13 protein-coding genes and 1 pseudogene are annotated in these 13,394 nt (G+C 58.5%); 7 read left to right on the plus strand and 7 right to left on the minus strand.

The genetic code is table 11. From position 1 onward, the window contains the following. Nucleotides 1–969, plus strand: a complete 969-nt coding sequence (locus ATY02_RS31980; RefSeq protein WP_083235659.1) for a caspase family protein — start codon at nucleotides 1–3, stop codon at nucleotides 967–969. On the opposite strand, the gene ATY02_RS31985 is transcribed toward ATY02_RS31980, so the two are convergent. Next, complete coding sequence (locus ATY02_RS31985) at nucleotides 958–1,986, minus strand: IS30-like element ISPsp7 family transposase (protein WP_164823735.1); 1,029 nt, start codon at nucleotides 1,984–1,986, stop codon at nucleotides 958–960. The genes ATY02_RS31980 and ATY02_RS31985 overlap by 12 nt on opposite strands. A 125-nt stretch (nucleotides 1,987–2,111) precedes the next feature. On the opposite strand from ATY02_RS31985, the gene ATY02_RS31990 reads away from it, so the two are divergent. Then, complete coding sequence (locus ATY02_RS31990; protein ID WP_164823736.1) at nucleotides 2,112–2,411, plus strand: toll/interleukin-1 receptor domain-containing protein; 300 nt, start codon at nucleotides 2,112–2,114, stop codon at nucleotides 2,409–2,411. Between the two features lie 145 nt (nucleotides 2,412–2,556). Here the strand turns inward: ATY02_RS31990 and ATY02_RS31995 are convergent. Beyond that, nucleotides 2,557–3,296 (minus strand): annotated as a pseudogene (locus tag ATY02_RS31995) (IS5-like element IS1384 family transposase); the annotation flags it as partial. Nucleotides 3,297–3,366: 70 nt separating this feature from the next. Here ATY02_RS31995 and ATY02_RS32000 point away from each other — a divergent pair. After that, the gene (locus ATY02_RS32000) at nucleotides 3,367–3,846 is read left to right on the plus strand and encodes a toll/interleukin-1 receptor domain-containing protein (protein ID WP_079391116.1); all 480 of its coding nucleotides are present in this window, start codon (nucleotides 3,367–3,369) and stop codon (nucleotides 3,844–3,846) included. Between the two features lie 258 nt (nucleotides 3,847–4,104). Here ATY02_RS32000 and radC read toward each other — a convergent pair whose 3' ends face one another. The 5 genes from radC to ATY02_RS32025 form a co-directional block, all read right to left on the minus strand. Next, nucleotides 4,105–4,614, minus strand: a complete 510-nt coding sequence (gene radC, locus ATY02_RS32005; protein ID WP_034018403.1) for a RadC family protein — start codon at nucleotides 4,612–4,614, stop codon at nucleotides 4,105–4,107. A 330-nt stretch (nucleotides 4,615–4,944) separates the two neighbouring features. Beyond that, nucleotides 4,945–6,012 carry a PDDEXK nuclease domain-containing protein gene (locus tag ATY02_RS32010; RefSeq protein WP_034018401.1) on the minus strand — a complete coding sequence of 356 codons (1,068 nt, stop codon included), beginning with the start codon at nucleotides 6,010–6,012 and terminating at the stop codon, nucleotides 4,945–4,947. Continuing rightward, nucleotides 6,009–7,211 carry a tyrosine-type recombinase/integrase gene (locus tag ATY02_RS32015; protein ID WP_034018398.1) on the minus strand — a complete coding sequence of 401 codons (1,203 nt, stop codon included), beginning with the start codon at nucleotides 7,209–7,211 and terminating at the stop codon, nucleotides 6,009–6,011. The genes ATY02_RS32010 and ATY02_RS32015 overlap by 4 nt, the downstream gene beginning before the upstream one ends. A gap of 223 nt (nucleotides 7,212–7,434) precedes the next feature. After that, complete coding sequence (gene ettA, locus ATY02_RS32020) at nucleotides 7,435–9,099, minus strand: energy-dependent translational throttle protein EttA (RefSeq protein ID WP_068581800.1); 1,665 nt, start codon at nucleotides 9,097–9,099, stop codon at nucleotides 7,435–7,437. Nucleotides 9,100–9,219: 120 nt separating this feature from the next. After that, entirely contained in the window at nucleotides 9,220–10,416 is a 1,197-nt protein-coding gene (locus tag ATY02_RS32025; protein ID WP_068581803.1) for a benzoate/H(+) symporter BenE family transporter, read from the minus strand. Nucleotides 10,417–10,540: 124 nt separating this feature from the next. Here ATY02_RS32025 and ATY02_RS32030 point away from each other — a divergent pair, with 124 nt between their 5' ends. The 4 genes from ATY02_RS32030 to ATY02_RS32045 all read left to right on the plus strand — a co-directional run bounded on the left by ATY02_RS32030 (nucleotide 10,541) and on the right by ATY02_RS32045 (nucleotide 13,384). Continuing rightward, nucleotides 10,541–11,212, plus strand: a complete 672-nt coding sequence (locus ATY02_RS32030; RefSeq protein WP_068581806.1) for a GntR family transcriptional regulator — start codon at nucleotides 10,541–10,543, stop codon at nucleotides 11,210–11,212. A 30-nt stretch (nucleotides 11,213–11,242) separates the two neighbouring features. Then, nucleotides 11,243–12,235 carry a class I SAM-dependent methyltransferase gene (locus tag ATY02_RS32035; RefSeq protein ID WP_068581808.1) on the plus strand — a complete coding sequence of 331 codons (993 nt, stop codon included), beginning with the start codon at nucleotides 11,243–11,245 and terminating at the stop codon, nucleotides 12,233–12,235. 63 nt (nucleotides 12,236–12,298) lie between these two features. After that, the gene (locus ATY02_RS32040) at nucleotides 12,299–13,099 is read left to right on the plus strand and encodes a hypothetical protein (RefSeq protein WP_068581811.1); all 801 of its coding nucleotides are present in this window, start codon (nucleotides 12,299–12,301) and stop codon (nucleotides 13,097–13,099) included. A 54-nt stretch (nucleotides 13,100–13,153) separates the two neighbouring features. Next, nucleotides 13,154–13,384, plus strand: a complete 231-nt coding sequence (locus ATY02_RS32045; protein WP_068581820.1) for an acyl carrier protein — start codon at nucleotides 13,154–13,156, stop codon at nucleotides 13,382–13,384. The last annotated feature ends 10 nt before the right edge of the window (nucleotides 13,385–13,394 follow it).

Here is a 13,394-nt window from a genome sequence, read left to right on the forward strand (position 1 = left end):
ATGCGCATAGCTCTTATCGTTGGCATAAATCATTACGAGCATGGTGGCTCTTTATATGGATGTGTCGATGACGCTCACGCGGTGCAAGCTGTCCTAGCTCGTCATGGGGATGGCTCCGTCAACTTCGATTGCAAAATGTTCACCGGGACTGGCCCAACAGATCGCGTCGAACGGTCTTTATTAAAAGATCGGGTTGAGGAGCTTTTCAAGGCGCAAGCTGATATTGCTCTTTTTTATTTTGCTGGTCATGGGCATATTGAAGCAACTGGAGGATATTTGCTGGCGACGGACTCTCGCCGTGGTGACGAAGGTCTATCGCTGTCGGAAGTCCTCGCATTGGCAAATAAATCGCCAGCACGCAACAAGATAATCATCCTTGATAGCTGCCATTCCGGAATAGCCGGCACACCTCCAGTCGCAGGAGAGCTTGCCAGTTTGTCTGAAGGTTTGACGATCCTGACTGCTTCAGCAGCTGATCAATATGCAACGGAAGAAAATGGTAGGGGCGTATTCACAACCCTGTTGGTAGATGCTCTTCATGGAGGGGCGGCCAACCTTACTGGAGACATCACCCCGGGCAGCATTTATGCACATGTTGACCAATCCCTGGGGGCTTGGGAACAACGTCCGATTTTTAAAACTAACGTCCGGCAATTCGTCTCGCTTCGAAAGGTCAATCCGCCGATCTCTCTTGATGATCTCAGACGCATAACTGAATTTTTCCCTCAACGTGGGTTTGAATACAAGCTTGACCCTACGTTCGAGCCAGAACTTAAGGGTAGAGATCCCGGCATGCCTCCGCCAGACCCTGAAAATACGCGGAAATTCGCGCTACTCCAGCGATACAATCGCCTTAACTTGGTTGCGCCTGTCAATGCACCACACATGTGGCACGCTGCCATGCAAAGCAAGTCCTGCAAATTGACAGGGCGGTTGCAGGAGCTGAGTGCAACACGGTTATTGAATTGAAGCCGGAGCATCATGCCGCATTGCCATGGAATTTTGCATGACCTCTCCCATCACCTCGATGGGGCATTTGAAGTCGAAGCGCTTGCGCGGTCGCATGTTCAGTTGCAGCGCAATGGCGTCCAGCTTCTCCTGGCTATGTACCGACAGGTCTGTGCCCTTGGGCAAGTACTGGCGAATCAGGCCGTTGATGTTTTCGTTGCTGCCGCGCTGCCAGGGGCTGTGCGGGTCGCGCAAGTAGATCGCCACGCCGGTTCTTTGGGTGATCTCGGCGTGTCGCGCCATCTCCCGGCCCTGGTCGTAAGTCATGCTCTTGCGCATCTCCAGCGGCATGCTATTGAGCGCGGCGCTGAAGCCTTCCAGTGCCGAAGTCGCCGTCGCGTCGTTCATCTTCACCAACATCAGGTAGCCACTGGTGCGTTCCACCAGCGTACCTACAGACGAGGCGTTGGCCTTGCCCTTGATCAGGTCGCCTTCCCAATGCCCCGGCATCAGCCTGTCTTCAATCTCCGGCGGGCGCACATGAATACTGACCATCTCGGGGATCTGGCCGCGCCGATCCACGCCACCAGAGCGCGGCCGGCGCGTCGTCTTGCCTTGGCGCAGACAGATGATCAGCTCCTTACGCAGCTCACCCACTGGCAGGGCATAGATCGCGTTGTAGATCGTCTCGCGACAGACGTAGGCATCTCGCAGGTTGGGTATGTTCATGCTGCGCAGCTTGCCGGCAATCTGCTCGGGAGACAAACGCTCACGCAGCATATGGGTCACCAGTTCGAAGCGCTCGCTACCCGGCAACAGTTTTCGCATCGGTCGACAAACCTGGCGGCGGGCCTGCATTTGCTGCTGGGCCAGGCGGGCCGAGTAGCCACCGCAAGCACCTCGGTTACGGCGCAGCTCACGGCTGATGGTCGAAGGGGATCGGTTGATCAAGCAGGCAATCCTGCGCAGGCTGAAGCCTTGGGTACGACCGATTTGAATGGTGGCGCGCTCTTCAACGCTGAGTTCGGTATAAGACATAGGGGCAGCACCGTACCGGAAAGGTCAGGTGTTGCACTCAGTTTTTGCCGCCGCCCAGTACTAGGCGAGCACTACCGACTTCTTGCTGAAAAACAACGTTTGTAAATTGCATCAAAGGAGGGGGCATGAAGATATTTTTATCCCATCAGCAGTTGGACTCGGCATTAGCCTTGAGGATACAAGGCCACTTGAAGAATAATCACAATATTGACTGCTACCTAGATGTAATTGATCCAAAGTTTAACAATGGTGAAGATGTTGCTGCGCATGTCAGAAAAGAACTTGATAAATGCACGCAACTATTGGCTGTTGTTTCTGAGGCGACCAAGGCGTCATGGTGGGTACCATGGGAAATAGGTGTTGCAACGGAAAAGGACTTTCCTCTTGCTACATTTGGCGGAAACATCGAGCTTCAGATTATTTAAGGATGGTCTGAAGTAGCCATGTATTTCCCCGGCATACCACCTAGCGCAACTTTTAAACTCGCCAAATGATCAAAAAACAATCAATTCGACGAGTATTTCTTACGTTTTCGCCACCCGGACCCCACTCCGGTGGCCATTTCCCACATTACAGGCGCACCTCTCCTGCATTCGTCAGTAAATGTCGGCGCGCCATCCACAGGTTCGACAGAGCGAACAGTGTCACCAGTTGCGCCGTGTTTTTGGCCAAGCCGCGAAAGCGCACCTTGGTGTAACCGAACTGGCGCTTGATTACCCGGAACGGATGCTCGACCTTGGCGCGCACCTGAGCCTTGGCCTTTTCAATCTTGCGCTTGGCTTTGTACAGCGCGCTGCGCTTATCGAGTTTTTTGTAGGTGCTGCGGCGTGCCGCCACCTGCCAGATAACTTCACGTCCTTCATGCTCGGGCCGCTTTTTCGACACCGGTGTAGCCTGCATCGGCGCAGACCACGTTTTCGTCGCCATGCAGCAATTTGTCCACCTGGGTGACATCCGCCACATTGGCCGCCGTGCCCACTACGCTGTGCACCAGACCCGATTCGTCATCGGCGCCGATGTGGGCCTTCATGCCAAAAATAATACTGGTTTCCCTTCTTGGTCTGGTGCATTTCCGGGTCGCGCTTGCCGTCCTTGTTCTTGGTCGAACTGGGCGCATTGATCAGCGTTGCATCGACGATGGTGCCCTGGCGCAGCGACAGGCCGCGGTCGCCCAGATAGCCATTGATGACAGCGAGGATGCCGGCCGCCAGCTCGTGTTTCTCCAGCAAGCGGCGGAAGTTGAGAATGGTGGTTTCGTCGGGGATGCGCTCCAGGTTCAGCCCGGCAAACTGGCGCAGGATCGTGGTTTCAGTACTAGGCGAGCACTACCGACTTCTTGCTGAAAAACAACGTTTGTAAATTGCATCCAAAGGAGGGGGCATGAAGATATTTTTATCCCATCAGCAGTTGGACTCGGCATTAGCCTTGAGGATACAAGGCCACTTGAAGAATAATCACAATATTGACTGCTACCTAGATGTAATTGATCCAAAGTTTAACAATGGTGAAGATGTTGCTGCGCATGTCAGAAAAGAACTTGATAAATGCACGCAACTATTGGCTGTTGTTTCTGAGGCGACCAAGGCGTCATGGTGGGTACCATGGGAAATAGGTGTTGCAACGGAAAAGGACTTTCCTCTTGCTACATTTGGCGGAAACATCGAGCTTCCAGATTATTTAAAGAAGTGGCCATATCTCAGAAGCACTTCTGATCTGGATAAATACGCTGAGACATCCAAAGAAGCAGCCAGGCGCGTGGTAACAGCAAGTATGGACTCAGCTTCGTCTGGGACGACTGTATTCAGAGGTGATGCAACTAGACACTTCTATAAAACATTGCGAGCAAAGCTTGGGCAGTAAAAGCGGTGACAGAAACCCCTGTCACACTGGCGTAATCAAGTCTCTGCCAAGAGTGCATTATTGAGCCATTGCGTAAGCTTCATATCAGCCCGCAATGGCTCAAGATTCCCGGCAGGAGGGCTCTGTGAGAGAGCTACTATCGCCGCACCGAGTCGAGATGCCTCCTTTGCCCATATAAAAATCCGAGGCAGCGTCTCGGTTTTTTATAAGAGAGCCTAACCAAAAAAACATCGTAAAAAGGGGCCGAAGCCCCTGTACTCACAGTAAGCCATGCTCTGCAAATGATGTTGTGCTCGTGCCGCAAACAATGATGTGATCCAGCACGCGCACGTCCACCATTGCCAGCGCCTCCCGAAGTCGCTTCGTCAGCGACTTATCGGCTGCGCTAGGCTCGGGATTCCCGCTCGGGTGGTTATGAGAAATGATGGCTGCCGCTGCATTGAGCCGCAGTGCCTCCTTGAGAACTTCACGCGGGTACACCGATGCACTGTCGATGGTGCCCCGGAAAAGCTCGCTGTACTCGATCAGCCTATGCTGCGTATCAAGGAACAGCACTGCGAAGACTTCATGCTCCAGGCACGCCAGCTTGGTGCCCAGATACTCCTTTACCGCCATCGGTGATGTAAAGGATTCGCCGCGCGGCATTTTCTGGTCGATGACCAAGCGTGCAGCTTCGAGGATCTGATTGGCAGAAGCTGGCTGGTAGCGCCCACGCGCGCTGCGAACCATCAGAACGGAATCGAAGGAAGAAAGAGAAAGTTGCGACATGATCGTGCTCCGGTTGCACGGGCGGAATTGCCCGGAACCGTGGCCAGCACGGCGCAGCGCAAGCAGTCAGGGGTCGCAGACGGCCAACGTGCCGCAAGCGCGCATGGCGCGTGCAGCCATTGACGGCGAGAACACCGTGATACGGTGAAGGGAACAGCAAGACCGCCTAAACCCGCCCAGTCACACAGTCGGCTTTCGGGCAAGCGGAGCGCGCAGGTCCACGAGGGCCGAAGGCGTCAGGGGGCAGCCGGATGGCTGCGATTCGGCACGAAGCGCGGGGCGCAGCCCGCGAACCCGACGGCGGTACGCCAGGACGCACGGATACTGCTGTCAGGACTTCTCGCCAGGCTCCCGCTGCTCGATCTGCAATCGCGCCCTCTCGGTCGCCTGCTGCAGCTTCTCGCCCAGCACCGCTCGCGGCGGCAAGCTGGTCAGGTACTCGGCGACGTGAATGCCTGACTTATCCAGTTCCAGTAATTCGATCTGTTCGCGCTTCTTGCCGGTGCAAAGGATGATCCCCAGCGGCGAGGCTTCTTCCGGCTCCCGCTCGTGCTTGTCCAGCCAGCGCAAGTAAAGCTCCATCTGTCCCTTGTAGGCTGCTTTGAACTCGCCGATCTTCAATTCCACCGCCACCAGCCGCCGCAGCTTGCGGTTGTAGAAAAGCAGGTCAAGGTGGAAATCCTCGTCGTCGATCTGGATGCGCTTCTGCCGGGCAACGAAGCAGAAACCCGCGCCCAGCTCCAGCAGGAAAGCTTCCATTTCGCGGATGATGGCTGCCTCCAGGTCGCTTTCCTGCCAGCTATCTCGCAGCCCCAGGAAGTCGAGGATGTAGGGATCGCGCATGACCAGTGCTGGGGTCATGCGCTTTGCATCGCGCAGTGTCGCCAGCTCCTGCGCGATGGTTTCTTCCGGTTTTTGGGATAGCGCCGTGCGCTCGTACAACATCGAGTCGATGCGCTCGCGTAGCGTCCGCACGCTCCAGCGCTCGGTGCTCGCCATCTGAGCGTAATAGTCCCGCTGAAGGGGGTCTTTCAGCGGCAGCAAGGCTACGAAATGCGACCAGCTCAATTGTCGTGACAGCGTCACGACAATTGGCTCCTTGGGGTAAGTGGCCGCGAACTGCACCATCCGGCGCAGGTTCTTGTCCGCGAAGCTGCGTCCATAGTCGCGGACAAGCTGCTCGGCCAGAGACGGCAGGATCTCCTCGCCGTACCCGGCCCGTTGCCCGGCCAGCACTTCCGTATGGATGCGCTGGCCTATGCGCCAGAACAGCAAGGTTAGTTCGGCATTGACCGCCGAGGCGGCGCGCTGGTGCGCAGCCTCAATCAGTGCCCGAATGTCACCCAACAGTGCCTTCGGCGCTGCTGGTGAAGAGGGGGACACCTTGCGCCTGCTCATGCCGTCACCTCCGCAGGGGATTGCTTAGCGCCGGTGATCGCCTTGCGCCGGTTCGCCACCAACTCGGCGGCCTCCCGCACGGGCTTGTCTTCGGTGTGGACGTAGCGCATGAACATCGCCACGGTCTTGTGGGCTGTCAGAGCCATACCGACCTTCACCGGGATGCCAGAATTGGCGATGTCCGTCGCCGAGCGGTGACGGATGCCGTGCGTACCCACATGCGTCACGCCAGCGGCTTTGAGAGTGCGGCTCCAACCGTTGTAATACTCCCCGTCGGTCAAATGCCGATCAGGGTGACGCGGAGACGGTAATACATGGGGCGTCGTAGCATTGCGAGCCGCCGTCGAAAGAAGCCGATAGGCTTCTTCGCTCATGGGCTTGGACATACCGCCTGTCTTGCTGTCAGGCCACACCACCCGCCGGTTTTCCAGATCAATCCAATCCCATTGGAGTGAGACGATCTCAGAAAGGCGAGCGGCAAACTCGAATTGCAGGCGGATGGCCAACGGGATCACGGCATGCTCCAGGCCTTCCGCCTCCAATTGGTCAAGGTAGCGAAACAACTTGCCCATTTCCTCGTCGCTGATGAGGTGAGTCGCCTTGCCGTTCGGGTACATGGGCACATGGCGGCATGGGTTAGTGCCGTCAGGGCGATAGCCCCATATCTCGGCCAAGTTGAACATCTTGCGCATCACGCTGAACGTGCGGTTCGCATCGGCGGGTTTGTGCGCCATCTTCTTCATCATCGAAGCCACGTCAGGCCGCTTCAGATCCTGCACCTTCATGCGGCCAAGCATCGGGATGATGTTGCGATCAATGACGCTCTGGTAGCCTTCCTGCGTGCTCGGCTTGTTACGCTGGCTGGAGTAGTCTTCCATGAACTTGATGCACAGCTCCTTGACCGTGGGTGCCTGACGCGCTGCAGCCTTCTCTGCGGCAGGATCTCCACCCCGGCGCACTTGCGCCAGCCACTCCTGCGCCAGCGACCGAGCCTGTTCGACGGTCAGCTCTCCGTATAGGCCCAAGGCAGGTTTGCGCCGCTCTCCGGCGTTTGTGCGGTACTGGAGCATGAACACCTTGCGGCCTGCCGGGGTGATCTTGCACAGGAAGCCAGGAACCAGGGTATCGCGCAGTTCGACTGGCTGCGCTTGGGCTTGTGCCGCATCGACTGCGGACTTGGTGAGTTTGATTTTCGCCATGATGACTCCTCGGAAGACCCGATTTCCAGGAGCCTGTTGGGAGCCAAGCGGATGGAAGCCGGGTCAAGTTTCAGAAAGCACCGGCATATGATGAATCCGCCTAAGTTATTGATAAACCTGCTGTATCTGGCTGCGGCGTAGTCCAGCGAAGTTCGGTGCTGGAGTCATGGTGAAATAAAAAAACGGAGCCCGAAGGCTCCGTTCTGTTCCAGCAGCGGCTCGATCAAGCCAGCTTCTTGTGCCGTACCCGGTGCGGTTGCGCCGCGGCTTCACCCAGGCGCTTCTTGCGATCGGCTTCGTACTCGGTGTAGTTGCCTTCGAAGAACACCGCCTGGGAGTCGTCCTCATAGGCCAGGATGTGGGTCGCCACACGGTCCAGGAACCACCGGTCGTGGGAAATCACGATGGCGGCGCCCGGGAAGTCCAGCAGGGCTTCCTCCAGGGAACGCAGGGTTTCGACGTCGAGGTCGTTGGACGGTTCGTCGAGCAGCAGGACGTTGCCGCCCTCTTTCAGGGTCAGGGCCAGGTGCAGGCGGCCACGCTCACCACCGGACAGGTCCTTGACGAACTTCTGCTGGTCGCCGCCCTTGAAGTTGAAACGACCGACATAGGTGCGCGACGGGATCTCGTAGTTGCCGATGCGAATCTGGTCGGAACCGTCGGAGATCTGCTGGAACACGGTCTTGCTGCCGTCCAGGTCCTCGCGGCTCTGGTCCACGCAGGCCAGCTGCACGGTTTCACCGATCTCGATGCTGCCCGAGTCCGGAGTCTCCTTGCCCATCAGCATGCGGAACAGGGTCGACTTACCAGCGCCGTTGCCGCCGATCACGCCAACGATGGCGCCCTTGGGCATGGAGAACGACAGGTTGTCGATCAGCACGCGATCGCCATAACCCTTGGTGACGTTCTTGAACTCGATGACCTTGTCGCCCAGGCGCGGACCGGCCGGGATGTAGATCTCGTTGGTCTCGCTGCGCTTCTGGAATTCCTGGGACTGCATTTCCTCGAAACGCTGCAGACGAGCCTTGGACTTGGACTGGCGGGCCTTGGCGCCTTTGCGCACCCACTCCAGCTCTTCCTTCATGGCCTTTTCGTGGGCCGACTGCTGCTTGGACTCCTGGGCCAGGCGCGCCGACTTGGCTTCCAGCCAGCCGGAGTAGTTGCCTTCGTACGGGATGCCGGCGCCGCGGTCCAGTTCCAGGATCCAGCCGGCGACGTTGTCGAGGAAGTAACGGTCGTGCGTGATCGCAACCACGGTGCCCGGGAAGTCGTGCAGGAAGTGCTCCAGCCAGGCCACGGAATCGGCATCCAGGTGGTTGGTCGGTTCGTCGAGCAGCAGCATGTCGGGGGCCGACAGCAGCAGGCGGCACAGGGCCACACGACGCTTTTCACCACCGGACAGGTGCTCGACCTTGGCGTCCCAGGCTGGCAGGCGCAGGGCATCGGCGGCGACTTCCAGCTGGCGCTCCAGGTTATGGCCATCGCTGGCCTGCAGGATGGCTTCGAGCTTGGCCTGCTCGGCGGCCAGCTTGTCGAAGTCGGCATCCGGATCGGCGTAGGCAGCGTAGACCTCGTCCAGGCGCGCCTGGGCGTCCTTGATTACGCTGACCGCCTCCTCGACCACTTCACGCACGGTCTTGGCCGGGTCCAGCTGTGGTTCCTGGGGCAGGTAGCCGATGTTCAGCTCCGGCATCGGGCGGGCTTCGCCCTCGAACTCGGTGTCGACGCCAGCCATGATTTTCAGCAGCGTGGACTTACCCGAGCCGTTGAGGCCCAGTACGCCGATCTTGGCCCCGGGGAAGAATGACAGGGAGATGTTTTTCAGGATTTCCCGCTTCGGCGGAACAACCTTGCCCAGCCGATGCATGGTGAAAACGTATTGAGCCAAAATATGGACCTCGTGAAGAAGGTGAGAACAGGCCAGCTAAGCCTCATGGTGCGGTACACAGCACTCCCAACCTTCAAGGTTAACCTAACTGAGCGACGGCGGGCAGACTGCCGGGTGCTTTCAGCCCAGCTTTTTCTTGCTGTAGACCACGTAGAACAAGGTGCCCAGCAACAATCCCCAGAATGACGAGGACACATGGAAGAAACTCGGGAAATACACCGTGATCATCAAGGTGGCCACCGCCGGGTAATAAAGGTCGTGCCTGAGCGAATCCCGCAGGGCATCGGCCAGGGTGCTGAACAACGCCAGGGCCGCGAGCGCCAGGATCACCGGCGAGGGGATCAGCGACAACAGGCTCACCAGGCTGGCGGCAAAGAGCGCCATGACCAGGTAACTGACACCTGCGGCACAACTGGCGATGTACCTCAGGGACTTGTCGCTGGACGCCAGCGGGCCTGCACACATCGCCGCCGTCAGCGCCGCCAGGTTGAGGTTATGGCAGCCCAGTAGCGAGGCACACGAGGTGGCCAGGCCGGTGACGAACAGCGTGCCCGGGAAATGCGTCGTGTAGCCATTGTTGCGCATGATCAGGTAGCCAGGGATGTTCTGGGAAAACAGGGTGACCACGAACAGCGGGATGGACAGGTTGATGAAGGACGAAAGCGTGAAGACCGGAACCACCCACTCGAAACGATAGGTCGACAGTTCGATGGCATATCCCGCTGGTTGCTTGAACAGGAAATAGACGAACAGCACTGCCAGGGAGGTCGGCAGGGCAAACAGCGGCTTGAAGATGAACAACAGCAACCAGACCAGCATTACCGCTCCAACGATCAGCGGATACTGCTCGAAGGCCGGCACGAAGGACTTGGCCAATGACAGCAGGACTCCCGCCAGCATCGCCGACGAAAGGCTGGCGGGGATCTTCTCGATGTACCGGGCGATCCTCGGCACCATGGCCAGTGCCAGCATCAGCATGCCGGACATGCAGAACGCCCCGACCGCTTCGTCGAAGCCCCCCAGAGGCTGGCTATAGCCAAGCAGGATCGCCGATCCCGGCGTCGACCAGGCGAAGGCATAGGGCTTGCGGGTAGCCAGGGAGAACCCGATGCCCATCAGCCCCTGGAACAGGCACAACATTGCCAGCGCACTCACCGCCTGGCTGGCCGAGGCCCCAACGTTGTAGAAACCCTGCAACACGATGAAGAACGTGCTGATGAAACCGATCAGCGCAGCACTGGCACCGGTGCTGATAAGACTCCACCACTCGCCGGACCAGCCGCCACCCGACACTCCCGCCCTGCTCAAAGCACCCATGTTGCCACCCCGTTCACAGAATCTGCGGCGAAAGAGCCAAGCCGCCTTGCATTCCCTAAAAGCTGGTGCTACAACCAATATCCATTGGATATTGGATACGCAAATTAATAGTAATGAGAAAGACTTGAAAAGCAAACGACTAAGCAACCTCGGTGAGATCCAACACAAAACAGCAAGTGAACAGATTGAACAGGTGTTAAAGCAGGCGATCCTTGAGGGGCGCCTTCCCCCCGGCGAGGTCCTGCGCCAGGAGGAGCTGGCGCAAACCTTCAATGTCAGCCGAATGCCGGTTCGCGAAGCACTGAAGAAACTGGAAGCACAGGCACTGGTGGACTTCGTTCCCTACAAGGGCGCGATCGTGACGCAGATATCCAAGGCCGACGGCCTGGACAACTACGCCATCCGGCTGGCCCTGGAACCTGCGGCCATCCGGTATTCGATTCCACACTTGACCAGTGCCGACCTGCAGCAGGCCAAGGACCTGATGCAGCAGATGAATGAAGAAACCGAGATGGACCAGCTAGGGGACCTGAACAAGCGCTTCCACATGTGTCTCTACGGGAAAACGCCCCACCTGAAATTACTGCAGTTGGTGGAGAAGCAGTTGTCCGTAGAGGACCGCTACTTGCGCTTTCACTTATCGGCCATGGGCCGTGAACACATGTCCCAGGATGAACACCTGGCGATGATCGAAGCCGCTACCGAGCAGGACCTGGACCGGGCCGAAGCCCTGGTACGCAACCATTTGATAAAGGCCGCCAAGGCCCTGGAAGACTTTTTCGACCGCAAGACCTGAACGTACGCTCATCACACAAGGAGGTGGACCATGGCCCAAGTCATGTCGGCATCAGCAATCGACTCTGCACAGAACCTGGCAGGCAAATCGATTTTCCTGGAGATGGGCGCACGCCTCGGGGTCATCGACCTGCTCATGCAAGGCGAGCCTTTCGATGTCGAGCAGGTAGTGCGCATCAGCGGTGCCAACCGGCACTTCGTCGTGTCCTACCTGGCCGCCTTGTGCAAACTGGGGCTGGCGACCCAGGAGGCTCGTCCCGACCGCTACAGCGGCACGCCTGCCCTGCCGGTGGCCGTCAACAATTGTGGCTACCTGCTCTGGGCCCTGCAGTCCTGCGCCCCCTTGATCGAGCATCCGGTGCAGTTCGCCAACAACATGCCGGACGCCATCAACACCTATGTGCGCAACGGCGAACATGTGGCACGCACCTCCAAGTGGATGGGAGCCACCGACTTCTACCCCCATGCCGAACAAGAAATTCTCCAGGCCAATCCGAAGAAGATCATCGACTTCGGTTCAGGCACCTGCGGTTTGCTGATCCGACTGCTGGAGCGCCTGCCCCAGGCCACCGGGATCGGCATCGACCTGAGCGCCAGCGCCTGCCAGAAGGCCCGGGAAATCATCGAGGCAAAAGGCTTGAGCCACAGGCTCCAGGTGATTCATGCACCGGTGCAAAGCCTGATCGACGATCCGACCCTGCTCAAGGATGTCGATGTCGTCCATGCCGGATTCGTCTTCCACGATCTGGACCCCACCCAAAGCCAGGTCCTGCCGAGCCTGCTGGCCACCATCAAGGCCGCCTCGCCCCGGGCCAAGCTGGTCATCGCCGATGCCATACCCGACGATGCCCCCTGGGAAAACAACGCCTATTCATTGGCCTTCACGTTCCTGCACACCCACTTCATGGACCGCAAGTTCCCTTCGGAGGAAGGCTGGAAGGCCTTGCTCGAAAAGGCCGGGTTCATGGACGTGACCCTCTCTAAACCCGGCCTTTCCGGCAGTCGCCTGATCGTCGGTCACTAGAGCAACACCCAACTCCAAGCAGTAAGGAATCCTATGTAGCCGCCACTCATCGGGAGATCGATCATGCGCGTGGAAACCCTTGTAGAGCGTGTCAAGAACCATCGCTGCTATAGCCATCCGATTTTTCACAACTGGGCCCGGGTCAATCCCGGCACCGAAGCCATCGGCGCCCTGTTCCACCACATCCGCAGCTTTTGCGATGCCACCCGCCCAGGCTGGAACCTGCCCCAGGGGCTGAAGGAAATCGGCCTGTCCACGGAAAGCCACCTGTTGCAGGAGATCGTCGACAGCGAGGAAAACCATGGCCCTGAACTGGCGATGATGGCCGGGCACATCATCAACCGCTCGGTCCCCGGCAAGGCGATCTTCGACGACTTGAGCGACCAGATTCATATCGAATCCATGCTCAAGCGCTGCTCCGATGAATTGCTGGGCCAACTCCCCGGCTATGACTTCGCCACCGGCCTGATGCCCCAGACCAAAAGGGCTATCCACACCTTCGAGGCCCGCAAGTCGACAGCCGCCCAGGATGTCTACAAGAGCCTGGGGACCGCACTGGCCCTGGAGATCATCTCCAATCGCCAACTGATCCCCGGGGAAAAGGCCTGCCTGGTGGACAGCGGCCTGTACCGCGCCAGCTTCGACGAGCCGGCCATGCACTACCTACTGGAGCACTACGGCGAAACCGGAGCCGAATGCCAGCACGAGCAGAACGCCATCGAGGCGGTGGGCTCGGTACTCAACCCGCAGAACAGCGCCGCCATCGTCCAGGGCGCCGACGACTTCCTCGATAACCTGGAAGCCCTGTGGGACCTGCTGGACTCGACCCTGTTGCAGGCCGAGGGTGACCGCGCTGCAGCCTGACCCCTTCCCGGGCCGGGCAACCGGCCCTCTTCCCGACAACGAGGCAGGTCAATCATGAGTAGCGAAAAGCTCGACAAACTCTTCGAAGACGTCTTCCGCCGCCCGGTAGCCAATGACCAGGACATCTTCGAACTGGGCGCCAACTCGCTCACCGCCATCCAGCTGGTCAGCCAGGTGAACGAGACGTTCGGCGCGAACATCAACATGGAGCAGTTCTTCCTCAGCCCCTGCAAGCAAACCATCCTGGACCAGTTGCCCGCTGCCGCGACAGCGCGCTACGCCTGAAGAGGTGCTC

This window comes from Pseudomonas sp. BIOMIG1BAC, from assembly GCF_001705995.2.
GTDB lineage: Bacteria > Pseudomonadota > Gammaproteobacteria > Pseudomonadales > Pseudomonadaceae > Aquipseudomonas > Aquipseudomonas sessilinigenes.

Excerpts from the sequence above, each read along its gene's own strand:
- ATY02_RS32015 (WP_034018398.1), bottom strand. The coding sequence starts at position 7,211 with ATGGCGAAAATCAAACTCACCAAGTCCGCAGTCGATGCGGCACAAGCC.
- ATY02_RS31985 (WP_164823735.1), bottom strand. The coding sequence starts at position 1,986 with ATGTCTTATACCGAACTCAGCGTTGAAGAGCGCGCCACCATTCAAATC.
- ATY02_RS31980 (WP_083235659.1), top strand. The coding sequence starts at position 1 with ATGCGCATAGCTCTTATCGTTGGCATAAATCATTACGAGCATGGTGGC.
- ATY02_RS32040 (WP_068581811.1), top strand. The coding sequence starts at position 12,299 with ATGCGCGTGGAAACCCTTGTAGAGCGTGTCAAGAACCATCGCTGCTAT.
- ATY02_RS32035 (WP_068581808.1), top strand. The coding sequence starts at position 11,243 with ATGGCCCAAGTCATGTCGGCATCAGCAATCGACTCTGCACAGAACCTG.
- ATY02_RS32045 (WP_068581820.1), top strand. The coding sequence starts at position 13,154 with ATGAGTAGCGAAAAGCTCGACAAACTCTTCGAAGACGTCTTCCGCCGC.
- ATY02_RS32000 (WP_079391116.1), top strand. The coding sequence starts at position 3,367 with ATGAAGATATTTTTATCCCATCAGCAGTTGGACTCGGCATTAGCCTTG.
- ATY02_RS32025 (WP_068581803.1), bottom strand. The coding sequence starts at position 10,416 with ATGGGTGCTTTGAGCAGGGCGGGAGTGTCGGGTGGCGGCTGGTCCGGC.
- ATY02_RS31990 (WP_164823736.1), top strand. The coding sequence starts at position 2,112 with ATGAAGATATTTTTATCCCATCAGCAGTTGGACTCGGCATTAGCCTTG.
- ATY02_RS32010 (WP_034018401.1), bottom strand. The coding sequence starts at position 6,012 with ATGAGCAGGCGCAAGGTGTCCCCCTCTTCACCAGCAGCGCCGAAGGCA.
- radC (WP_034018403.1), bottom strand. The coding sequence starts at position 4,614 with ATGTCGCAACTTTCTCTTTCTTCCTTCGATTCCGTTCTGATGGTTCGC.